This is a genomic window from Streptomyces sp. NPDC007164 (assembly GCF_040634135.1).
Lineage (GTDB): Bacteria > Actinomycetota > Actinomycetes > Streptomycetales > Streptomycetaceae > Streptomyces > Streptomyces sanglieri.
This window is the reverse complement of record NZ_JBEYFB010000002.1, coordinates 448,117-470,750: the sequence shown is the minus strand read 5'-3', so window position 1 is coordinate 470,750 and position 22,634 is coordinate 448,117. Positions and strand designations below refer to the sequence as shown.

Here is a 22,634-nt window from a genome sequence, read left to right as displayed (position 1 = left end):
CCGCCGCCGTGCAGGCCGTGAAGGCACCGGCCGCGGTCTGCACCGTCAACGACAACGGGGTGAACTAGGATCGGTTCGCGCCCCGCCTCTTCGCATGCCTGCTGGCGTCAGCGCATCTTTCCGCCGCGCGGCATCCGCATGCCCTTCGGCATGGGGCCCTTGGGCAGCGGCATGTTGCTCATCAGGTCGCCCATCGCGCGCAGCCGGTCGTTGGCGGCGGTCACCTGCGGGCCGGTGAGCACCCGCGGCAGCTTCAGCATCTTGGTGCGCACCTTCTTCAGCGGCACCAGACCCTCGTCGTTGCCGACGATGATGTCGTGCACCGGTACGTCGACCAGGATGCGCGCCATCTTCTTCTTCTCGGCCGCGAGCAGCAGCTTCACGCGGTTTGCGTTGCCCTCGCCGACCAGCACGATGCCCGCCTTGCCCACGGCGCGGTGGACGACGTCCTGGCTGCGGTTCATCGCGACCGCGGGTGTCGTCGTCCAGCCGCGGCCCACGCGGTCCAGCACCGCCGCCGCGGCGCCCGGCTGCCCCTCCATCTGCCCGAAGGCGGCACGCTCGGCACGCCGTCCGAAGACGATCGCCATCGCGAGGAGGGCCAGTACGAAGCCCAGGATGCCCAGGTAGACCGGGTGGTCGATCAGGAAGCCGACCCCGAGGAGGACACCGAAGGTGACAATTCCCACGCCCGCGACGACAAGACCGACCTTCGGGTCGGACCGCTTGGCCATCTTGTAGGTCAGGGCGATCTGCTTGAGCCGCCCCGCGTTCTCGGCGCTGTCCGCGCCTTCAGTTTTTGCCTTCCTCGCCATGCACAGAAGTTTACGTGGCCTAGGAACGGTGGTCGGCCGCGGCCTCCAGTACGTACTCGGCCTCGACCCGGTCCTTGGCCCGGCGCCGGTCCTCCAGGACGGCGTTCCAGGCGTTGCGGCGGGCGGTGCGCTGGCCGCCGCTCAGGAACAGCGACTCGACGGCACGGAGGGCATCGGTGACGGAAGGGATGGCGGTGGCGCGTACCGGCACGGCCTGCATCGTGGAAATCTCCTCGGAGCGGATGTGCGGACTGAGTTGCGTGGACTCAGCTGCCCGGGCCGAACTGCCCGGGACTGCGTTGCGCGAAGTGGGTGGCGGGCGCTGGGGGCGAGGAGCGGGGCCGGCAGCGGCCCGGACGGCTGCTGCCGGTCACCGCGTCGTGTGCACCCAGCGTCACTGCTCGGTGTTACCAGCGCATGACCGGTCGGTCAAACACCAATGAAACCTTGATATGGGCGCCGCGCACGCCGACGCGGCCCATACGCGCCCCCGACCTGCGGGGAGCGTACGGGCCGCGCCGGAACAGTGGTTACCTGTCGGTAGCTTCTTGTGCTCGGATTCACACGGTGGGCGCCGCGGCGACCGCGCCGCGACGCTCGATCGCCTGCTGGAAAAGCCGGCCCGCGCGGTACGAGGAACGGACCAGCGGCCCGGACATCACGCCGGAGTAGCCGATCTCGTCGGCCTCCTCCTTCAGCTCCACGAACTCCTGCGGCTTCACCCAGCGCTCGACCGGGTGGTGGCGCACGGACGGCCGCAGGTACTGCGTGATCGTGATGAGCTCGCAACCCGCGTCGTACAGGTCCTGGAGCGCCTCGCTGACCTCTTCACGGGTCTCGCCCATGCCGAGGATCAGGTTGGACTTGGTCACCAGGCCGGCCTCGCGGGCCCGCGTGATGACCTCCAGGGAGCGCTCGTAACGGAAGCCGGGGCGGATCCGCTTGAAGATCCGCGGCACCGTCTCGACGTTGTGCGCGAGCACCTCGGGGCGCGAGGAGAAGACCTCGGCGAGCTGCTCGGGCACCGCGTTGAAGTCGGGGATCAGCAGCTCGACCTTGGTGCGGCCGGCCTCCCGCTCCGCCGTCAGCGCGTGGATCTGGCGCACGGTCTCCGCGTACAGCCAGGCACCGCCGTCCTCCAGGTCGTCACGGGCGACGCCGGTGATGGTGGCGTAGTTCAGGTCCATCGTGACGACGGACTCGCCGACGCGGCGGGGCTCGTCCCGGTCCAGCGCCTCGGGCTTGCCCGTGTCGATCTGGCAGAAGTCACAGCGCCGGGTGCATTGGTCACCCCCGATGAGGAAGGTGGCCTCGCGGTCCTCCCAGCACTCGAAGATGTTGGGGCAGCCGGCCTCCTGGCACACCGTGTGCAGACCCTCGCTCTTCACGAGTTTCTGCAGTTGGTTGTACTCGGGGCCCATCTTCGCCCGGGTTTTGATCCACTCGGGCTTGCGCTCGATGGGGGTCTGGCTGTTCCGGACCTCAAGGCGCAGCATCTTGCGCCCGTCGGGTGCGACAGCGGACACTCCGGCACTCCCCTTTGCTTTCACTGCATTGGATTCTTCGGCGAACACCAGGGTACGCCCGTGGTTCAAACGGCTTTACGTCTGGCCAACCTGTGGCCGGCAGGGCCTATTCCCCGCCGGGTGATCCGTGCGTCACGCCGTGGCCACGGCATCGTCCGGGCGCTCGACGGCGCGCGGGGCGAGCTCGGCGTTCTCCAGGACGTCCCGGAGGTGCTTCTCGACGACCGGGAGCACGTCCGCGATGGTGATGTCGCGGCCCAGCTCGTACGCCAGTGAGGTGACGCCCGCGTCCCGGATGCCGCACGGCACGATCCGGTCGAACCAGGTGTTGTCCGGGTTCACGTTGAACGAGAAGCCGTGCATGGTCACGCCCTTGGCGACCCGGATGCCGATCGCCGCCAGCTTGCGGTCCTCGCGGCGCTGGCCGGCGTTGGACGGGGCGTACTCCGGACCGTTCAGCCGGGCGTCGAACTCCTCGTCGTGCAGCCGCGGGTCGAAGTCGAGGGAGAGCCCGCCGATCGCCGGGCGGTCCTCGACCGGGTCACCGAGCACCCAGACGCCGCTGCGGCCCTCGACCCGGGAGGTCTCCACGCCGAACTCGGCGGCGGTACGGATCAGCGCGTCCTCCAGCCGACGGACGTGCGCGACGACGTCCACCGGGCGGGGCAGCTTCTGGATCGGGTAGCCGACCAGCTGGCCGGGGCCGTGCCAGGTGATCTTGCCGCCGCGGTCCACGTCGATGACGGGGGTGCCGTCCAGTGGCCGTTCGCTGTCGGTCGTGCGCCGACCGGCCGTGTAGACCGGCGGGTGCTCCAGCAGCAGACAGGTGTCGGGGACGGTGTCCTCGAATCTGGCCGCGTGCACCTCGCGCTGCTTCTGCCAGGCCTCCTGGTAGTCGACGGCTTCCTCGCCGAATCCCAGCCGGACGAACCGAAGCTCAGCCACGACAGATGCCTCCCTACTCGCGGTGCCGGGAACCGGGGGTGCCCGGAGCCGCGCCACCATGCACTGAAATCACGCCCCGGGCCACTGTACGACCGGCCCTCGGGCGGTGGCCCGGCAGGTCTTCCCGTCAGCGCCGACCTCAATCCTCACACGATCGGATGAAAGTGAAGCGAAGGTGGCTGCGACTGCTGCGGAGGCCGCTAAATTCACGCCGTTCCATAAGGGCTGCCCGCCGGGCCCCGAAGGCAGGAGACCGTACAGCTGATGTCGGATCGACCTCCGCAGCGCACCCCCAACCGCCGACTCGCCTCGCTCATCACCGAGGCCGGTTTCTCCAACGCCGGCCTCGCCCGCAGGGTGGACCAGCTCGGCCTGGAGCACGGCCTCGACCTGCGGTACGACAAGACCTCCGTGACCCGCTGGCTGCGCGGCCAGCAGCCCCGCGGGACCACCCCCGCGCTGATCGCCGAGGTCTTCACCCGGCGGCTCGGTCGCCGACTCTCCGCGCAGGACCTGGGCCTCGACGCATGCGCCCCGGTCTACGCGGGCCTGGAGTTCGCGGCCACGCCCGCGGAGGCGGTCGACATCGTCAGCGGGCTGTGGCGGAAGGACTCGGGCAGCCACGCGGAGCTGCGCAAGATCGCCTTCACCCCGGCCGGGCTCGTCGTCCCCAGCCGGGACTGGCTGATCGGCCGGGCCGACGAGTGGGTAGGACGGGGCGGCGAGCCCGCGCACCGGACGCACGGCGGGACCGGCGGGGCGCACGAGGCCGCCGGGACCGGCAGATCCGCCGGGGCCGGTGGGGCCGGTGGGACGGCGGGGGCCGCCGAGCACGGTGGTGCCACGCGGCCCGGGGCTCCCGGGGTAGCGCGCGGCGTCCCGTACGGGACGCACGGCGGAGCCGGGGTGCACGGCGCGGGCGGCCGGGCAGGCGCTCGCGGGCCCGCACCCTCCAGGCCGTCCGGACCCTCCGCACCACCGGGATCCCCCACCGCTCCCACGGCCCCGGCCCCGCCGGGAGCGGGGCTGCCGGGCACCCCCGGCGTCCCGCGGCAGCGGCAGTCCGAACGCACCCCCGGCCAGCGGGTCAGCGGCGGCGACGTCGCGGCCCTGCGCTCGGTCGGCGAACTCTTCCGCACCCTCGACAACGCCTACGGCGGCGGTCACGCCCGCCAGGCCCTCGTCCGGTACCTGGAGCACGAGACGGAACCCATGCTCCGCGGCACCTACGGGGAGGCCACCGGGCGCCGGCTCTTCTCCGCCGCCGCCGACCTGACCCGGCTGGCGGGCTGGACCTCGTACGACATCGCGGCCCACGGCCTGGCCCAGCGGTACTTCGTCCAGGCGCTGCGGCTGGCCCAGGCCGCCGGGGACCGCGCGTACGGCAGCTACGTGCTGATCACCATGAGCCGGCAGGCGGTCTACCTCGGCCACGGCAGGGAGGCCGTACAGCTGGCCCGGGTGGCCCAGCAGGGCATCGGCTCCTCCGCGCCGCCGGTCGTCCAGGCCCTGCTGCACGCCGTCGAGGCGCGCGGCCACGGGGTGCTCGGCGAGGCCAGGCCCTGCACCACCTCGCTGGCGCGGGCGGAACACGCGTTGGGGATCGCCCGCCCGGGTGACGAGGTGCCGCACTGGGCGCGCTACTTCGACGAGGCCCAGCTCGCCGACGAGTTCGGACACTGCCACCGGGACCTCCAGCAGTACCGGGCCGCGGCGCAGCACGCGGAGCGTTCCCTCCAGCTGCGCTCTCCGGCGTACGCCCGCAGCCGGCTGTTCTGCCGGGTGGTGCTGGCGTCCGCCCGGCTCGGGCTCGGCGAGCTCGACCAGGCGTGCGCGCTCGGTGCCGAGGCCGCCCAGCAGGCCGCGGAGATGCGGTCGGTGCGGGCGACGGAGTACGTACGGGACTTCGAGCGGCGCCTGGAGCCGTACCGGGACGCCGCCGCGGTACGCGGCTACCGCGAGCGGGTCGCCACGCTGGGCTGAGCCCGGGGCGGCCACCGGCCCGCTCGGGGGTGGACGGGCTCCGGGCGTCGTGGGCGGGCTCGGGGCGTCGTGGACGGGCTCCGGGCCACGACCGCGCCCCGTTGGACGGGCCCGGAGCCACAGCCCGCGCCCCGGACCGGCGGGCGAGCCTCGGGCCACAGCCCGCGCCCCGGGCCGCCGGACGGCCCTACGCCGCCTCGGGCAGCGCTGTTCCCGTCCCCGGCCGTACCCCCAGGTCGGTGAGGATCGCCTCGGCCGCGCGGCGGCCCGAGAACAGGGCGCCCTGGACCGTGCTCGTGTCGCGGTGGTCGCCGCACACGTACAGGCCGGCCAGCAGCCGCACCGGGCGGCGCGGATCGTGCGGGGCCGGCATCGCGGGGACCGCCTCCGGGTCGTGGTGGGCGGCCAGCAGCTCCCAGCCGTCCGTGGGCGTGCCGTACATGGCGGCCAGCTGGGCGCGGACCGTGCGGTCCAGATCGGGCGGCGGGGTGCCGAGCACCGTGGAGCTGATCAGCGTACGGCCCCGCGGGGCGCGCGAGGGGTCGACCGCGCTCATCACCGCGGTGTGCGCGACCGGGCCCGAGCGGTCGGCGTCCAGCAGCAGGGCGGCGCCGGTCGGCGGGGGAGCGGGGGCGGTGTGGTGAACGACCGTCACGGGGTGGAAGGGCGGCACCCGCAGACCGGGCAGCAGCTCGGCGGCGGCGCCCGCACCGGTCGCCAACAGCAGGGAACGGCAGCCCAGTTCGCCGTGCTCCTTGGTGCGGACCGAGGTGATGTCGGCGGCCGTGACATGCACCCCGGTGCGTACGGTGCCGGGCGGCAGCGCCGCCGCGAGGAGCTCGGGCAGCGTCGCCGCGCCGCCCTCGGGCACGCACAGCCTGCCGCGGGCGTAGCCCCGCAGCGCCAGATCGGCGCACCGGCTGGAGGTGCTGAGTCCGGGGTCGCTGAGCAGCGCGGTGAGCAGCGGGCGCAGGAAGCCGTTGACCGTGCGGGAGGGCAGGCCGCGGTGGGACAGGCCGGCGAGCGCGGTCTGTTCGGGCCGCGCCAGGATGCGGGCGGACGGGGTGGCGGCGAGCCGGGACAGGGCGGCGCCCAGCCGGGCCTGGTCGATGGGCCCGCCCATCGGTGGACGGGGGGCGCTTGCCAGGGCGCGCGCCGCCTTGAATGCGCCCCGCGCGCCCCGCACATCGCCGGTCCGGTACTGGCGGCCCTCGCTGTGCACGAGGACCCCCGGGGCGAAGTTGCGCAGCACCAGCCCTTCGAGGCCCGGTGTCGCGTGCAGGGCCGGGTAGGAGGTGCTGAGCAGTGGGCCGAGGTGGTCGAGCCGGAAGCCGTCCAGATCGGTGGTGGTCATCCGGCCGCCGACCCGGGGGCCGGCCTCCAGGACGCTGACGTTTACCCCTGCACTGGTCAGTCGGTGGGCGGCTGACAGACCGGCGATCCCGGCCCCGATGATGACGACGTCCGCGTGGTGTGCCGTGCTGAGCACGTGCCCCTCCCCGAGTCGGCGCAACTGGTGGGGGGCTCTTGCCCCCAACAGACCCCCGGAATGCCCGAGTTCGCAAGGAGGGTAGGAAGGCGGCCGGCAAAGACGCAGTCGCGCGCACCCGGGGCACCGTTGCACGGGGTCGCATGTCCGTCCGAATGCGCGCAGGGCGCGTCGGCGGGTGGTGTCCGGGTCCAGGACCGGCGGGTGTCGGTGCGTTCGCGGAGCGCGTCGGCGGCGCGCTCAGCGCAGGGCCGCGCGGATCGCCGCGTCGATCCCCGGGAAGGCGAACACGAAGCCCGAGTCGAGGAGTTGGCCCGGCAGCACCCGCTGGCTGGCCAGTACGTCCTGCGCGAAGTCACCGAGGGCGAGCCGCAACGCCGGTGCCGGGGCGGTGAGGAGCGTGGGGCGGTGCAGCACCCGCCCCATTGCCGCCGTCACCTCGCTGTTGGTGACCGGGTCGGGGCCGGTCAGATTCACCGGGCCCGACAGCGACTCCGTGTCCAGGATGTGGCGCAGCGCTGCGACCTCGTCGTGCAGCGCGATGAAGCTCCAGTACTGCCGCCCGTTGCCCAGCCGGCCGCCGAGCCCCGCCCGGAACAACGGGAAGAGCCGGCCCCAGGCCCCGCCCTCGCGGCCGACGACCAGACCGGTGCGCGCGTGCACCGTCCGTACGCCCGCCTCCTGGGCGGCTGCCGTGGCCGCCTCCCACTCCACGCAGACGGACGGCAGGAAACCCTCACCGGCAGGGGCGCTCTCGTCGACGGCATGGTCCCCGGTGTCGCCGTAGTAGCCGATCGCGGACCCGGACAGCAGCACCTTCGGAGGTACGTCCAGCGAGGCGACGGCCTCGGCGACCGCCGCCGTCCCGAGCACCCGGCTGTCCCGGATCTCCCGCTTGTACGCGGCGGTCCAGCGGTGGTCGCCGACCCCGGCGCCGGCGAGATGGACGACGGCGTCGCAGCCCACCAGGCCCGCCACATCGACGTACCCCCGCCCCGGATCCCACTCCACCTCGTCGCCGGCCCGGGCCGGGCGCCGTACCAGGCGCACCACCTCGTGCCCGTCGGCCCGCAGCGAGCGCACCAGCGCCGCTCCGATGAGTCCGGATGCTCCGGTGACAGCGATACGGGAGTGCAGCATGGGGTCCATCCTGCCCCAGCGGCCCCGTCGGACCCATCTGCCGGGCCCGGCGGGTGCTCGTGTCTGTCATCTGCCGGGCCCAGCGGGTGCTCGTGTCATCGGGGCGTACCGGGCGGCGAAACCGGGCTGACCGGGCGAGGGTCGCCGTGGCACAGTGACGCGCATGCCCGAGACCCACACCCACCCGGTCCATGTCCGCCCCGCCGTCCTCGCCGACGATGCCGTGCTCGGCGACCTCGACCGCGCCACCTGGTCGACGCTGCACGCCGTGACGCCCAGGCCGCAGCCGCCGTACGAGCCGTTCTTCGACGAGCGCCACCGGCCCGAGAGCATCCTGGTGGCCGAGGCGGGGGAGGGCGGGGGCGGGCCGCGACCGGCCGGATACCTCAGGCTGGTCCCGCCGACCCCGCTGGCCTGCAACACCCATGTCCGGCAGATACAGGGCCTCGCCGTGGCCGAATGGGCGCGCGGCCGGGGCGTCGCGAGGACCCTGCTGCGGGCCGCCTTCGCGGCGGCGCGAGCCGACGGGGCGAACCGGATGACGCTGCGGGTGCTCGGCCACAACGCGCCCGCGCGTGCCCTGTACGAGTCGGAGGGGTTCGTCGTCGAGGGAGTGCTGCCCGGTGAGTTCTTCCTGCACGGGCGTTACGTCGACGACGTGATGATGGGCCGTTCGCTCACCCCGTGACACTTGGACCGGCCGGCCTACGGCTTGAACAGCCGCATGCCGCCCATGAGTTCGTGCAGGCAGCGCACCGCCAGTTCGGCGGGTGAGCCGGGCCCGGTCGTCGGCGCGTCCGTCTGCGCCCAGGACTCCAGCGCGACCCGGACCGCGTCCGTGGCGGCGGCCGCGGCGAGCCGGACCTCCAGCGGGTCCGCCCCGTCGCCCGCCAGCCGGGCCAGCACCGGCAGCAGCCGCTCCTCCGAATCCTGATTGACCCGGTACCAGACGGCGCGCAGCGCCGGGTCCTGCGCCGCCGCCCGCAACAGCCCGCGCGTCCAGCCGAGCTGCTCGGCGGCGTCCGCGCCCGGCACCCGGAGCGCCTCGGTGACCGCCCGCTCCAGGATCCCGGCGAGCGGCTCCCCGGGGTCGGCCGCCTCCAGCAGGGCCCGCCAGCGCTCGCCGCCGCCGGAGAGCAGCGGGCCCACCGCGTCCTGCTTGGAGCGGAAGTAGCGGTAGAAGGTGCGCAGCGCCACGCCCGCCCGGCCGGCGATGTCCTCCGCCGTGGTGCCGTCGGGCCCGTGCTCGGCGAAGAGCGCGGCCGCGGCGCGCGCGATGTCCAGCTGGGTCGCGGCCTTCCGGCGCTCGGTGAGGGACGGCTGACTCGGCTCGGTGCTCATTCCCAGGAGATTACCCCGGCAGGACAGAAGTGTGCGCGAAATGCCATCGTGGCAAATCGTGCCACCCAGGCGTACGGTGGACATAGATCGGGACGTCATCGGGGCGCCGCCGAGCCGCTTCGTGACAGCAGTCACCGGGATCGGAAGAGAGAACAGACATGAACCGCTACGAAGGCCGCCGCGTACTCGTCACCGGAGGCGGCTCCGGCATCGGACAGGCCACCGTCCACCGCGTCCTCGCCGAGGGCGGCGTCGTCGTCGCGGCCGACGTCAACGAGGCCGGGCTGAAGGCCACGTACGGGACGGCCGTGGCGAACGGTGTCGCCGAGCGCCTCACCACCCTCGTCCTGGACATCTCGGACGAGGCCGCGGTCCGGGCCGGCGTCGCCGCCGCGGTGGAGACCCTCGGCGGGCTCGACGTACTGGTCAACGCGGCCGGGATCCTGCGCTCCGAGCACACCCACAGGACGACGCTGGAGTTCTTCAACAAGATCCTCGCGGTCAACCTGACGGGTACGTTCCTGATGATCCGCGAGGCCGTCCCGGCCCTGCTGGCGGGCGACGAGCCGGCCGTCGTGAACTTCTCCTCCACCTCGGCGAGCTTCGCGCACCCCTACATGTCGGCCTACGCGGCGAGCAAGGGCGGCATCCAGTCGATGACGCACGCGCTGGCGAGCGAGTACAGCAAGCAGGGGCTGCGGTTCGTCGCCGTCGCGCCCGGCTCGATCTCCTCCGACATGACCAGCGGCAACGGACCGGGGCTGCCCGCCGACGCCGACATGTCGCTCTTCGCGAAGCTGTCCCCGGCGCTCGGCGCGGGCTTCGCCAGCCCGGACACCGTCGCCGGCGTCGTCGCGATGCTCGGTTCCCGGGACGGGGCCTTCATCACTGGTACGGAGATCCGGATCGACGGCGGCACCCACTTCTGAGGCGAGGGCACGCCCGCGCCCCTCAGCCGGGCCCGAACCGCTCCCAGAGCGAGGGGAAGCGCTCCGCCAGGACCGCGTCGTCCTCGAAGCTCAGGGGCGTCCCCTCGGGCTCGGCGGCCTGGGGCGGCAGGCCGAGGTCCGGGGCGACCACGCCGGTGAGCTGCTCGTACGCCTCGTCGGCGGCGTAGCCGAGGTCCTCGGCGTCCCCGTCGATCTCCTCGTCGAAGTCGTCGAGGAGACCGGCCAGGCCGTCCGGGTCGTGCAGCGCCCCCTCGAAGACCTCCCGGCCCTGGCCGATCAGCCAGCAGCGGAAGAAGTCGAAGGCGTCGTCGCTCGCACCGCCGAGCAGCACGGCGGCGGCGCCCCACAGATCCCAGCGGTAGGCGCGGTTGAAACGGGCCTCGAAGTGCCGGGCGAAGTCCAGCACCGCATCGGGATCGAGCCGCACCAGCCGTTCGACCAGCAGGTCGGCCTGGTCCTCGGGGTCGCCCTCGGCGGCCGCGCGGGTGCTGTCGATGAGCTCCCAGAACTCCGTCTCGTCCATCACGGCTCAAGCATCGGCCCTGGCGGCCGGCCACGCACGCGGACGCGGGCAGAACCGACCCTCAGCGATAGAGCCCGCTCAGGCGTTCGGCGGCCGTGGCGAAACGCTCCCGCAGCGCGGCCGGCTCCAGCACTTCCGACTCCGGCCCCAGCCCCAGCAGTTGGCTGTACGCGACCTCCATGGACTCGACCCGCAGGGCGAGCGTGAGCCACCCCTCGGCATCGGGCGGGCCGGCCGCGTCCAGGGCGTCCCGGACCGCCGAACGGTCCATGGTGTACGGCAGTCGGCGTACACCCTCCGGCGACACCCGTACCGTCACCTCGGCCCGCAGGATCGACCGGGCGAACTGGGCGGCCCGCTCCCCCCAGAAACCCGGCAGATCGAACCGCTCGTCGCGCTCGAACCGCTCGTCGGACACCGTCACGGACGAGAACCGGTCGATCCGGTACACCCGGAAGTCGTCCCCCACCCGGGCGCAGACGTACCAGACCCCGGCCTTCAGGACCAGCCCGTACGGTGCCAGCTCCCGCTCCACCTCGTCGCCCGCGCCGCCGCGGCGGTAGCGGGCACGGACGATCCGGTCGCCCCAGACGGCCTCGGCGACGGCCGGCAGCAGCTCGGGGGTGACCGGCTCCTGGTACCAGCCGGGAGCGTCCAGATGGAAGCGCCGGGCGGCACTGTCGGAGGCGTCCCGCAACGAGGGCAGCAGGGCCGCCGACACCTTGAGCCGGGCGGCGGACCCGGCGTCCTCCAGGCCCATCTCGCGCAGCGCGGACGGCAGCCCGGAGAGGAAGAGCGCCTCGGCCTCGGTCCGGGCCAGGCCGGTCAGGTGGGTGCGGTAGCCGCCGACCAGCCGGTAGCCCCCGGCCCGGCCCCGGTCCGCGTACACCGGGACACCCGCCTCCGAGAGCGCCTGCGCGTCCCGGGTCACGGTCCGCTCGGACACCTCCAGCTCACGGGCGAGCTCGGCGGCGGTCATGGCGGGGCGGGACTGCAGGAGCAGAACCATTCTGATCAGACGGGCAGCGCGCATCCGGCCATTGTGGCCGCAGAACGCGTAGGACCGACCGGCAACCGCCGGTCGGTCCTACGCGGCCGGGCAGGTGCCCGGCCGCCGTCACATCACAGCCCGTACCGCTCCCGGGCCTCCTTGACCGCGGACGCGGTCACCTCGCCGCGACGGGCCAGCTGGGCCAGCGCCGCGACCACGATCGACTGCGCGTCGACACCGAAGTGGCGGCGGGCCGCGCCGCGGGTGTCGGAGAGGCCGAAGCCGTCCGTGCCGAGCGAGGACCAGTCCTGCTCCACCCACTGGCTGATCTGGTCCGGGACCTGACGCATCCAGTCGCTGACCGCGACGACCGGACCCGGTGCGCCCTCCAGCGCCCGGGTCACGTACGGCACCCGCTGCTCACCGCGGAGCAGCGCCTCGTCGCACTCCAGCGCCTCGCGGCGCAGCTCGCCCCAGGAGGTGGCGGACCAGACGTCGGCCGTGACACCCCAGTCCGCGGCCAGCAGTTCCTGCGCCTCAAGCGCCCAGTGGATCGCCGTACCGGAGGCCAGCAGCTGGGCCCGCGGGGCGTCCGCCGAGGCGGGCGTGCCCTCCTTGAAGCGGTACAGGCCCTTGACGATGCCCTCCTCGACGCCCTCCGGCATCGCGGGCTGCGGCTTCGGCTCGTTGTAGACCGTCAGGTAGTAGAAGACGTTCTCGGCCTCGGGGCCGTACATCCGCCGCAGACCGTCCTTGACGATCACCGCGATCTCGTACGCGAACGCCGGGTCGTAGTTGAGCGACGCCGGGTTCGTCGAGGCGATCAGGTGCGAGTGGCCGTCCGCGTGCTGGAGACCCTCACCGGTCAGCGTCGTACGGCCCGCCGTGGCGCCGACGATGAAGCCCTTGCCGAGCTGGTCGGCGAGCTGCCAGAACTGGTCGCCGGTCCGCTGCCAGCCGAACATCGAGTAGAAGATGTAGAAGGGGATCATCGTCTCGCCGTGCGTCGCGTACGACGTCGACGCGGCGATGAAGTCCGCCATGGCCCCGGCCTCGGTGATCCCCTCGTTGAGGATCTGGCCGTCCTTGGCCTCCTTGTAGTACATCAGCTGGTCGCGGTCGACCGGGTCGTAGGTCTGGCCCAGCGGCGAGTAGATGCCGGCCGACGGGAACAGCGACTCCATACCGAAGGTACGGGCCTCGTCCGGGACGATCGGAACCCAGCGCCGGCCGGTCTCCTTGTCCCGCATCAGGTCCTTGACCAGGCGCACGAAGGCCATGGTCGTGGCCATCTCCTGCTTGCCGGAGCCCTTCTTCAGCGCGGCGAACGCGCGCTCCTCGGGCTGCGGCAGCGCCGCGGCGTGCACCCGGCGGGCCGGGGCGGGACCACCGAGGGCGGCCCGGCGCTCCTGGAGGTAACGGACCTCGGGGGAGTCGGTGCCCGGGTGGCCGTAGGGCACCAGTCCGTCGGCGAAGGCGCTGTCCGGGATCGGGAGTCCGAGCAGCTCGCGCATGTCCTTGAACTCGTCCACCGAGAGCTTCTTCATCTGGTGGTTGGCGTTCTTGGACTCGAAGCCCTTGCCGAGGGTGAAGCCCTTCACCGTCTGGGCGAGGATCACGGTCGGCGCGCCCTTGTGCGCCAGCGCCGCCCGGTACGCCGCGTACACCTTGCGGGCCTCGTGGCCGCCGCGCGAGGTGTAGAAGCACTCGGCGATCTTCGCGTCGGTGAGCAGCTTCGCCAGCTCGGCGAGCGCGGGCTCGGCGCCGAAGAAGTGCTCGCGGATGTACGCGACGTCGCGGGTGGCGTACGTCTGGAACTGCGCGTCCGGGACCTCCCGGAGCCGGCGGACCAGCGCACCGGTGGTGTCCAGCCGGAACAGCTCGTCCCAGGCGTTGCCCCAGAGCGTCTTGACGACGTTCCAGCCGGCCCCGCGGAACGCGCCCTCCAGCTCCTGGACCACGCGGAAGTTGGCGCGGACCGGGCCGTCGAGGCGCTGCAGGTTGCAGTTGATGACGAAGGTCAGGTTGTCGAGACCCTCACGGGCCGCCAGCGCGAGGGCGGCGGTCGACTCGGGCTCGTCCATCTCGCCGTCGCCGAGGAAGGCCCAGACGTGCGAGTTCGACGTGTCCTTGATGCTGCGGTTGGCGAGGTAGCGGTTGAAGCGCGCCTGGTAGATCGCCGACAGCGGGCCGAGGCCCATCGACACGGTGGGGAACTCCCACAGCCAGGGCAGCCGCCGCGGGTGCGGGTAGGACGGCAGGCCGTCGCCGCCCGCCTCCTGGCGGAAGTTGTCGAGCTGCTGCTCGCTGAGCCGGCCGTCGAGGAAGGCGCGGGCGTAGATGCCGGGGGAGGCGTGGCCCTGGATGTAGAGCTGGTCGCCGGAGCCGTCCCCCTCCTTGCCGCGGAAGAAGTGGTTGAAGCCGGTCTCGTACAGCCAGGCCGCCGAGGCGAAGGTGGCGATGTGGCCGCCGACGCCGTAGCGCGCGCCGCGGGTGACCATCGCGGCCGCGTTCCAGCGGTTCCAGGCGGTGATCCTGGACTCCATCTCCAGATCGCCGTCGAACTCGGGCTCGGCGGCGGTCGGGATGGAGTTGACGTAATCGGTCTCCAGCAGCTTGGGCAGCGCGAGACCGGCGCCCTCGGCGTGTTCGAGCGAACGACGCATCAGGTACGCGGCCCGGTGCGGGCCCGCGGCCTTGGTGACGGCATCCAGGGAGGCCGCCCATTCGGCGGTCTCCTCGGGGTCACGGTCCGGGAGCTGGTCGAGCTCGCTCGGAAGCTTTCCTACGGGGTCGGTCATGATCGCCGCCTTCCGGAGTGGAGGGGGGTGGAGAAAGGCCCTGACTGGCAGGACAGGGCGATGGGGCCGGTGGGCCCGCGGATGAACTCTAAGTCGCCGATCGATGATCGATCAAAGGGTGAAGGGCAAAACTTCTCGATATGAAGAAAGTGGCATGGGGTGTCTCGGAATGAGGCACGGAGTGACGGGATTTATCGTACAAATGGGGCGCCTGCCTGCACGGGCGAGCACCCCACGCGACAGATGTGTACGGCCCCGGCCCTCAGGCGCGCGGCGCACAGCCGAGCACATGGGCCTTCGCCAGTACCCCGATGTCCGGGTCCTTGCGCAGGAACGCCTCGATGAGCGCCTCGTGCTCCTCCGCGTACGACTTCTGCACCGTGCCCAGCCACCGGATCGACAGGGCCGTGAACACCTCGATGCCCAGCCCCTCCCAGGTGTGCAGCAGCACCGCGTTCCCGGCGGCCCGCACCATCTCGCGGTGGAAGCCCACGGTGTGCCGCACCTGCGCCTCGCCGTCGGCCAGCCGGTCCGCCTCGTAGAGCGCCGTCACGTACGGCGTGAGGCGCGAGCAGTCCTCGCCGAGGGCCGGCGCCGCCAGCTCCGCCGCGATCTGCTCCAGGCCGGCCCGCACCGGATAGCTCTCCTCCAGGTCGGCGGCGGTGAGATTGCGGACCCGCACGCCCTTGTTCGGCGCCGACTCGATCAGCCGGAGCGTCTCCAGCTCCCGCAGGGCCTCGCGCACGGGCGTCTGGCTGACCTCCAGCTCGGTGGCGATCCGGCGCTCCACGATCCGCTCACCGGGCTTCCAGCGCCCGCTGACGATCCCGTCCACGATGTGCTCGCGGATCTGTTCGCGCAGCGAGTGGACGACGGGCGGGGTCATGAGGGGCTCCTTCTGGGCAAGCCGGTGCTGTCCGCACCATCACGATTGCCGGACAGACCCTAGACAATACGGCGGCGCCCCCGTCCGGAAGTGTTCCGGACGGGGGCGCCGCTGGTGAGGCTGGTTACAGCCGGAGGGCTCAGAGGCCGAGCTCGACCTCGAACTCACCGGCCTCCAGGATCGCCTTGACCGAGGTCAGGTAACGGGCGGCGTCCGCGCCGTCCACCAGACGGTGGTCGTAGGAGAGCGACAGGTACGTCATGTCGCGGACACCGATGACGGTGCCCTCCTCGGTCTCGATGACCGCCGGACGCTTGACCGTGGCACCGATGCCCAGGATGGCTGCCTGGTTCGGCGGCACGATGACGGTGTCGAACAGCGCACCGCGCGAGCCGGTGTTGCTGATGGTGAAGGTGGCACCGGACATGTCGTCCGGCGTCAGGCCGCCACCGCGGGCCTTGCCGGCCAGCTCGGCGGTCTTCTTCGAGATACCGGCGATGTTCAGGTCGCCCGCACCCTTGATGACCGGGGTCATCAGACCCTTCTCGGCGTCCACGGCGATGCCGATGTTCTCCGAGTCGAAGTACGTGATGGTGCCCTCGTCCTCGTTGATCCGGGCGTTGACGACCGGGTGGGCCTTCAGCGCCTGGGCCGCCGCCTTGACGTAGAACGGCATCGGGGACAGCTTGACGCCCTCGCGGGCGGCGAACGCGTCCTTCGCCTTGTTGCGCAGCTTCATCAGCTTGGTGACATCGACCTCGACGACCGAGGTCAGCTGCGCCTGCGAGTGCAGGGCCTTCATCATGTTCTCGCCGATGACCTTGCGCATGCGGGTCATCTTGACCGTCTGACCGCGCAGCGGGGACGCCTCCAGCTTCGGCGCCTTCGAGGCGGCCGGAGCAACGGCGGCGGCCGGAGCCGGGGCGGCCGCGGCGGCCCTGGCGGCCTCAGCGGCGGCGGCTGCGTCCACTACGTCCTGCTTGCGAATGCGGCCACCGACACCGGTGCCCTTGACCGCGCCCAGGTCGACGCCGCTCTCGGCGGCGAGCTTGCGGACCAGCGGCGTGACGTACGCGCCGTCGTCACCGGAGGTCGCAGCCGGGGCGGCCGGGGCGGCCGGGGTGACCGGAGCCGGAGCGGCGACCGGAGCAGCGGCCATCGGAGCCGGAGCGGCGACCGGGGCGGCGGGCGCCACCGGGGCCGGAGCCGGAGCGGGGGCGGCCGGAGCGACCGGCGCGGGGGCGGCGGCGACCGGAGCCGGGGCCGGGGCGGCCACGGGAGCCGGTGCGGCCGGAGCCGGAGCGGCGGCCGGGGCAGCACCCGCGGCACCGATGACGGCGAGCTTGGCGCCGACCTCGGCGGTCTCGTCCTCGGCGACGACGATCTCCAGCAGCACACCGGAAACCGGGGCCGGGATCTCGGTGTCGACCTTGTCCGTGGAGACCTCCAGGAGGGGCTCGTCCTCCGTGACCTCCTCGCCGACCTCCTTCAGCCAGCGGGTGACGGTGCCCTCGGTGACGCTCTCGCCGAGCGCCGGGAGGGTGACGTCGGTACCGGCGGCGCCACCGGCCGGTGCGGCGGCGGGGGCCGGGGCCTCGGCGGCGGGCGCCGGAGCGGCGGCCGGGGCCTCGGCGACCGGGGCCGGAGCCGGGGCGGCCGCGGGCTCGGCGGCCGGAGCCGCGGCGGCCACCGGCGCGCCCGTGCCGTCGTCGATGATGGCCAGCTCGGCGCCGACCTCGACGGTCTCGTCCTCGGCGACCTTGATGGCGGCCAGGATGCCGGCCGCGGGGGCCGGGATCTCGGTGTCGACCTTGTCGGTCGAAACCTCGAGCAACGGCTCGTCGGCCTCGACGCGCTCGCCCTCGGCCTTCAGCCAGCGGGTGACAGTGCCCTCGGTGACGCTCTCGCCGAGCGCCGGAAGGGTTACGGAAACCGACATGGTTTCAGTTGCTCCTTACGAAAGTGCGGAAGTGGTCGGTCGTCGCGCCCGGTCGACTGGATCAGTCGTGGGAGTGCAGAGGCTTGCCGGCCAGGGCCAGGTGGGCCTCGCCCATCGCCTCGTTCTGGGTCGGGTGGGCGTGGATGAGCTGCGCGACCTCGGCGGGCAGCGCCTCCCAGTTGTAGATCAGCTGGGCTTCGCCGACCTGCTCGCCCATACGGTCACCGACCATGTGGACGCCGACCACGGCACCGTCCTTGACCTGGACGAGCTTGATCTCGCCCGCGGTCTTGAGGATCTTGCTCTTGCCGTTGCCCGCGAGGTTGTACTTCAGAGCGACGACCTTGTCCGCGCCGTAGAGCTCCTTGGCCTTGGCCTCGGTGATGCCCACGGAGGCGACCTCGGGGTGGCAGTACGTCACCCGCGGGACACCGTCGTAGTCGATCGGAACGGTCTTCAGACCGGCCAGCCGCTCCGCCACCAGGATGCCCTCGGCGAAGCCGACGTGCGCGAGCTGGAGCGTCGGGGCCAGGTCGCCCACGGCGGAGATGGTGGGCACGTTGGTCTGCATGTACTCGTCGACGAGGACGTAACCGCGGTCCATCGCGACGCCGGCCTCCTCGTAGCCCAGGCCCTGCGAGACCGGGCCGCGGCCGATGGCGACCAGCAGCACCTCGGCCTCGAAGGTCTTGCCGTCGGCGAGGGTCACGCGGACGCCGTCCTGCGTGTACTCGGCGCCCTGGAAGAACGTACCGAGGTTGAACTTGATGCCGCGCTTGCGGAACGCGCGCTCAAGAAGCTTCGAGCTGTTCTCGTCCTCGACCGGGACGAGGTGCTTCAGGCCCTCGATGATCGTCACGTCGGTGCCGAAGGACGTCCACGCCGAGGCGAACTCGACGCCGATGACGCCGCCGCCCAGCACGATCGCGGACTTCGGGACGCGGTCCAGCTTGAGCGCGTGGTCCGACGAGATGATGCGGTTGCCGTCGATCTCCAGGCCCGGCAGCGACTTCGGCACGGAGCCGGTCGCGAGCAGCACGTGGCGGCCCTGGACGCGCTGGCCGTTCACATCCACCGAGGTGGGGGAGGAGAGCCGTCCCTCACCCTCGATGTAGGTGACCTTGCGCGAGGCGATGAGACCCTGCAGACCCTTGTACAGGCCCGAGATCACGTCGTCCTTGTACTTGTGGACGGCGTCGATGTCGATGCCCTCGAAGGTGGCCTTGACACCGAACTGCTCGGACTCGCGCGCCTGGTCGGCGATCTCACCGGCGTGCAGCAGGGCCTTCGTGGGGATACAGCCGTTGTGCAGGCAGGTGCCGCCGACCTTGCCCTTCTCGATCAGAGCGACGTCCAGGCCCAGCTGCGCTCCGCGCAGGGCCGCGGCGTAACCGCCGCTACCACCGCCGAGGATCACTAGGTCGAAAACGGTGCTGGCGTCGTTCGCCACGTCACGTCCTCCATGCATGTGCGCCGTACGCCGGGCCCCGTCGCTGGGGGATGACCGGCCGGTCGGCTGGTGTTCGGCCGCTTTTGTTATTCGGCCCTGTGGTGGGGGCCCTGTCCTGCCGAGAACCCATCTTCGCACTTGTTGACGGTGGGCGGGACGCGGGGCCCGGGTCTGAGACGGATGATCATCCGTCTCAGGTGGTTACCGCTGCGTAGACCCCTACTGATTTCGTCGAGAGCGAAACCGGCCGGATCCGTGCGGCGATGCCATCGGCGTAACACGTACGGCCCCGGACCTATGCCCGGGGCCGTACGTCACGGTCGAGGCCTCAGCCGAGGTCCCCGGCGGCGGTGCGCTCGGCCAGCCTGACCAGCGTGCGGACCGCGGAGCCGGTGCCGCCCTTGGGCGTGTAGCCGTACGGCGCGCCCTCGTGGAAGGCCGGACCGGCGATGTCCAGGTGCGCCCAGGCGATGCCCTCGCCCACGAACTCCTGGAGGAACAGACCGGCCACCAGGCCGCCGCCCATCCGCTCGCCCATGTTGGCGATGTCGGCGGTCGGGGAGTCCATGCCCTTGCGCAGGTCGGCGGGGAGCGGCATCGGCCAGGAGGCCTCGCCGACCTCCTCGGCGATCTCGTGGATGGAGGTACGGAAGGCGTCGTCGTTCGCCATGATGCCGAAGGTGCGGTTGCCCAGCGCCAGCACCATCGCGCCGGTCAGGGTCGCCACGTCGACGATCGCGTCCGGGTTCTCCTCGGAGGCGCGGGTCAGCGCGTCGGCGAGGACGAGCCGGCCCTCGGCGTCCGTGTTGAGGACCTCGACGGTCTTGCCGCTGTACATGCGCAGCACGTCACCGGGGCGGGTGGCGTTGCCCGACGGCATGTTCTCGGCGAGCGCCAGCCAGCCGGTCACGTTGACCTGGAGGCCGAGGCGGGAGGCCGCGACGACGGCGGCGAACACGGCGGCGGCGCCGCTCATGTCGCACTTCATCGTCTCGTTGTGGCCGGCCGGCTTCAGCGAGATGCCGCCCGAGTCGTAGGTGATGCCCTTGCCGACCAGGGCCAGGGTCTTCTCCGCCTTCGGGTGCGTGTAGGCGAGCTTCACCAGACGCGGGCCGTGGGTCGAGCCCTGGCCGACGCCCAGCAGACCGCCGAAGCCGCCCTTGACGAGCGCCTTCTCGTCGAGGACCTGCACCTTGATGCCGTGCTCCTTGCCCGCGGCGGTGGCCACGGCGGCGAAGGACTCGGGGTACAGGTCGTTCGGCGGGGTGTTGATCAGGTCGCGGGTGCGGTTGATCTCCTCGGCCAGCGCGACGGCGCGCTCGGCGGCCGCCTTGAACGCCTTGTCACGCGGCTTGGTGCCGAGCAGGGCGACCTCGCCGAGCGGCGGCTTCACGCCGTTGCCGTTCTTCTTGCCCTTGGGGGCGACCTTGTCCTCGCCGCCCTGGTACGCGGTGAAGGCGTACGCGCCAAGGAGCGCGCCCTCGGCGATCGCCTCGGCGTCCTCGGCGGAGGCGACGGGCAGCGCGAAACCGGCCTTCTTCGAGCCGGCCAGGGCGCGGGCGGCCGAACCGGCGGCCCGGCGCAGCGCCTCGGTGCCGTACGCCTCGTCCTTCTGCGGGACGGGGCCGAGCCCGACCGCGACGACGACCGGGACCTTGAGGCCGGCGGGTGCGGGGAGCTTGGTCGCCTCGCCCTCGGCACCCGCGGCGCCCAGGGCCTCCAGGACGGTGGCGAGCTTTCCGTCGAACGCCTTGTCCACGGCCTCGGAGCCCGGTGCGAGGACCAGACTCCCAGCCTTGGACCCAGAGCCCTTGGCGACGCCGACGACGAGTGCGTCGGCGCGCAGCGTCGCCGCACCGGCAGTGCTGAGAGTGAGAGCAGTCACGGTGGTGAAATCTCGCTTCCGTTGAGTTCGTTGTCGGTCTGTGCTGGTCGAGGGGGTGGCCGACCGTGCCCGGCGCATCGTAGACGCCGCCGCAATGTGCCGGGAACGAGCCTACGCGCGCCCCTGGTGCGGGGACACGGCGGCGGGCCGTCGGTGGCTCGTTGTGGCGCCACGGGCCCGGCCCCGGACGGCGCGGCCGGGGCGCGTGCGGCCGGAAGGGCGGGCGGACATAGGGTCGTTGGAGGTGAAAGACCCTATGGGGGGAGAACCATGCGTGCCCATGGGGTCGCGAGCGTGACGCGAGGCAGCCGGGCGCTGCCCGTCGCCGTACTGATTCTGCTGGCCCTGCTGGCCGGCTGCACCTCGGCGCCGGAACCCGCCGGGAAGGACCACTGGCGGCCGGAACCGGGCACCCGCTGGCAGTGGCAGCTCTCCGGCAGGCTGGATCCGACGGTGGACGTCCCGGTGTACGACATCGACGGCTTCGACCACGGGGCCGCGGCGGTCGACGATCTGCACCGCCGGGGCCGCAAGGTGATCTGCTACCTCTCCACCGGCGCCTGGGAGGACTTCCGTCCGGACGCCGAGAAGTTCCCCGCCCCGGTACGCGGCAAGGGCAACGGCTGGGAGGGCGAGTACTGGCTCGACATCCGCCGCACGGACATCCTGGAGCCGCTGATGGAGCGGCGGATCGAGATGTGCGCCGACAAGGGGTTCGACGCGGTGGAGCCCGACAACATGGACGGCTACCGCAACCGCACCGGCTTCCCGCTGACCGCCGCCGACCAGCTGCGCTACAACCGGCTCATCGCCCGGATCGCCCACCGCCACGGACTCGCCGTCGGCCTGAAGAACGACCTCGGGCAGATCCCGGAGCTGGAGCCGGACTTCGACTTCGCGGTCAACGAGCAGTGCGCGCAGTACGACGAGTGCGAGGAGCTCACCCCGTTCGTGAAGGCGGGCAAGGCCGTCTTCCACGTCGAGTACGAGCTGCCCGTCGCCCGGTTCTGCGCCGGGTCGCGGCGGCTGGGGCTCAGCTCCCTGCTGAAGAAGTACGAACTCGGCGTGTGGCGCCAGGAGTGCCCGAAGGGCCGCGCGCAGAACGGCTAACCGAACGTCAGGGCCACCAGGGCCGCCGTGGCCGCCGTCTCCGCCAGCGCGCCGAACACATCACCGGTCACTCCGCCGAAGCGCCGCACACAGTGCCGCAGCAGGAGCTGGGCGACCCCGAGCGCGGCCACCGCGGCCAGCGCGTGGTGCAGCGCCCCGTACCCGCCGAGCAGCGCACCGGCCCCCGCGCAGCCCGCGACCACCACGGCCCCGACCGACACCGCGCCCCGCCCCGTGACCGTCCCCGCCACGGCCGCGCCCAGCCCCTCCGGACGGGCCGGCGGCACGCCCCGGCGGGAGGCCAGGGTGAGCGCGAGCCGGGCGGTGACCGCGGCGACGGCCGCCGCCACCGCGCCGTACGCCCAGCCCCGCCCGTACAGCTCGGCCAGCGCGGCGACCTGGGCCAGCAGCACGAACAGCAGGGTGATCACCCCGAACGGCCCAATGTCCGACTGCTTCATGATCCGCAGGGCGTCGTCGGCGGGCTTGCCGCTGCCCAGGCCGTCGGCGGTGTCCGCGAGACCGTCCAGATGCAGCCCCCGGGTCAGCGCGGCGGGCACGGCGGCCGAGGCGACCGCGGCGAGCAGCGGCCCCGAGCCGAGCAGCAGCGACAGGCCGCCGGCCGCCGCCGCGAGCAGCCCCACGACGAGGCCGGCGAGCGGCGCGCACAGCATTCCGGCACGGGCGGTCTCGCGGTCCCAGCGGGTGACGCGGACGGGGAGCACGGTCAGGGTGCCGAAGGCGAAACGGATGCCGTGGCTGTTCAGGGAGGTCACGGCGCGCAGGCTAATCGGTGCGTCCGGCCGATAGATTGCTCGAAACGCGACAGATCAGTACAGAAGCGGCTTATCGGGAGTGGG

19 protein-coding genes are annotated in these 22,634 nt (G+C 72.5%); 4 read left to right on the top strand and 15 right to left on the bottom strand.

What is annotated here, in order from left to right:
* Window positions 1-107: 107 nt before the first annotated feature.
* The 4 genes from ABZ622_RS06595 to lipB all read right to left on the bottom strand — a co-directional run bounded on the left by ABZ622_RS06595 (window position 108) and on the right by lipB (window position 3,286).
* The gene (locus ABZ622_RS06595) at window positions 108-815 is read right to left on the bottom strand and encodes a DUF4191 domain-containing protein (RefSeq protein ID WP_360541000.1); all 708 of its coding nucleotides are present in this window, start codon (window positions 813-815) and stop codon (window positions 108-110) included.
* A gap of 19 nt (window positions 816-834) precedes the next feature.
* On the bottom strand, window positions 835-1,035 hold the full coding sequence (locus ABZ622_RS06590) for a hypothetical protein (RefSeq protein WP_360540998.1): 201 nt from the start codon (window positions 1,033-1,035) through the stop codon (window positions 835-837).
* Window positions 1,036-1,375: 340 nt separating this feature from the next.
* A complete protein-coding gene (gene lipA, locus ABZ622_RS06585; protein ID WP_360540996.1) occupies window positions 1,376-2,341 on the bottom strand; it encodes a lipoyl synthase in 966 nt (321 codons plus the stop codon).
* Between the two features lie 132 nt (window positions 2,342-2,473).
* Window positions 2,474-3,286 (bottom strand): lipoyl(octanoyl) transferase LipB, encoded by an 813-nt coding sequence (lipB, locus tag ABZ622_RS06580; RefSeq protein ID WP_360540994.1) that lies wholly within the window; start codon window positions 3,284-3,286, stop codon window positions 2,474-2,476.
* A gap of 264 nt (window positions 3,287-3,550) precedes the next feature.
* Between lipB and ABZ622_RS06575 the strand changes: the two genes are divergently transcribed.
* A complete protein-coding gene (locus ABZ622_RS06575) occupies window positions 3,551-5,269 on the top strand; it encodes a regulator (protein ID WP_360540993.1) in 1,719 nt (572 codons plus the stop codon).
* 187 nt (window positions 5,270-5,456) lie between these two features.
* Here ABZ622_RS06575 and ABZ622_RS06570 read toward each other — a convergent pair whose 3' ends face one another.
* Window positions 5,457-6,758, bottom strand: coding sequence for an NAD(P)/FAD-dependent oxidoreductase (locus ABZ622_RS06570; protein WP_360540992.1), 1,302 nt, complete (start codon window positions 6,756-6,758; stop codon window positions 5,457-5,459).
* A gap of 240 nt (window positions 6,759-6,998) precedes the next feature.
* Window positions 6,999-7,898, bottom strand: coding sequence for a TIGR01777 family oxidoreductase (locus ABZ622_RS06565; RefSeq protein WP_360540990.1), 900 nt, complete (start codon window positions 7,896-7,898; stop codon window positions 6,999-7,001).
* A gap of 163 nt (window positions 7,899-8,061) precedes the next feature.
* Here ABZ622_RS06565 and ABZ622_RS06560 point away from each other — a divergent pair, with 163 nt between their 5' ends.
* Window positions 8,062-8,586: a GNAT family N-acetyltransferase gene (locus tag ABZ622_RS06560; protein ID WP_360540988.1), complete on the top strand. Its 525-nt coding sequence runs from the start codon at window positions 8,062-8,064 to the stop codon at window positions 8,584-8,586.
* A gap of 17 nt (window positions 8,587-8,603) precedes the next feature.
* On the opposite strand, the gene ABZ622_RS06555 is transcribed toward ABZ622_RS06560, so the two are convergent.
* On the bottom strand, window positions 8,604-9,239 hold the full coding sequence (locus tag ABZ622_RS06555) for a TetR family transcriptional regulator (protein ID WP_360540986.1): 636 nt from the start codon (window positions 9,237-9,239) through the stop codon (window positions 8,604-8,606).
* Between the two features lie 158 nt (window positions 9,240-9,397).
* On the opposite strand from ABZ622_RS06555, the gene ABZ622_RS06550 reads away from it, so the two are divergent.
* Window positions 9,398-10,168, top strand: coding sequence for an SDR family oxidoreductase (locus tag ABZ622_RS06550; protein ID WP_360540984.1), 771 nt, complete (start codon window positions 9,398-9,400; stop codon window positions 10,166-10,168).
* 22 nt (window positions 10,169-10,190) lie between these two features.
* Here the strand turns inward: ABZ622_RS06550 and ABZ622_RS06545 are convergent, their stop codons facing one another.
* The 7 genes from ABZ622_RS06545 to ABZ622_RS06515 all read right to left on the bottom strand — a co-directional run bounded on the left by ABZ622_RS06545 (window position 10,191) and on the right by ABZ622_RS06515 (window position 20,664).
* Window positions 10,191-10,712, bottom strand: coding sequence for a DUF4240 domain-containing protein (locus ABZ622_RS06545; protein ID WP_360541040.1), 522 nt, complete (start codon window positions 10,710-10,712; stop codon window positions 10,191-10,193).
* Window positions 10,713-10,773: 61 nt separating this feature from the next.
* Window positions 10,774-11,745, bottom strand: coding sequence for a YafY family protein (locus tag ABZ622_RS06540; RefSeq protein WP_360540982.1), 972 nt, complete (start codon window positions 11,743-11,745; stop codon window positions 10,774-10,776).
* Window positions 11,746-11,834: 89 nt separating this feature from the next.
* Complete coding sequence (gene aceE / locus ABZ622_RS06535) at window positions 11,835-14,504, bottom strand: pyruvate dehydrogenase (acetyl-transferring), homodimeric type (RefSeq protein ID WP_360540980.1); 2,670 nt, start codon at window positions 14,502-14,504, stop codon at window positions 11,835-11,837.
* Window positions 14,505-14,766: 262 nt separating this feature from the next.
* Window positions 14,767-15,390 carry a GntR family transcriptional regulator gene (locus ABZ622_RS06530; RefSeq protein WP_124718089.1) on the bottom strand — a complete coding sequence of 208 codons (624 nt, stop codon included), beginning with the start codon at window positions 15,388-15,390 and terminating at the stop codon, window positions 14,767-14,769.
* 139 nt (window positions 15,391-15,529) lie between these two features.
* Complete coding sequence (sucB, locus tag ABZ622_RS06525; RefSeq protein WP_360540977.1) at window positions 15,530-17,329, bottom strand: 2-oxoglutarate dehydrogenase, E2 component, dihydrolipoamide succinyltransferase; 1,800 nt, start codon at window positions 17,327-17,329, stop codon at window positions 15,530-15,532.
* A 61-nt stretch (window positions 17,330-17,390) separates the two neighbouring features.
* Complete coding sequence (gene lpdA / locus ABZ622_RS06520; RefSeq protein WP_353788513.1) at window positions 17,391-18,779, bottom strand: dihydrolipoyl dehydrogenase; 1,389 nt, start codon at window positions 18,777-18,779, stop codon at window positions 17,391-17,393.
* A gap of 328 nt (window positions 18,780-19,107) precedes the next feature.
* Window positions 19,108-20,664: a leucyl aminopeptidase gene (locus tag ABZ622_RS06515; RefSeq protein WP_360540975.1), complete on the bottom strand. Its 1,557-nt coding sequence runs from the start codon at window positions 20,662-20,664 to the stop codon at window positions 19,108-19,110.
* Between the two features lie 270 nt (window positions 20,665-20,934).
* Between ABZ622_RS06515 and ABZ622_RS06510 the strand changes: the two genes are divergently transcribed.
* On the top strand, window positions 20,935-21,774 hold the full coding sequence (locus tag ABZ622_RS06510) for an endo alpha-1,4 polygalactosaminidase (protein WP_360540973.1): 840 nt from the start codon (window positions 20,935-20,937) through the stop codon (window positions 21,772-21,774).
* Here ABZ622_RS06510 and cobS read toward each other — a convergent pair.
* The gene (cobS, locus tag ABZ622_RS06505) at window positions 21,771-22,550 is read right to left on the bottom strand and encodes an adenosylcobinamide-GDP ribazoletransferase (protein WP_360540971.1); all 780 of its coding nucleotides are present in this window, start codon (window positions 22,548-22,550) and stop codon (window positions 21,771-21,773) included. The two genes, ABZ622_RS06510 and cobS, sit on opposite strands and share 4 nt — an antisense overlap.
* Window positions 22,551-22,634 lie beyond the last annotated feature (84 nt).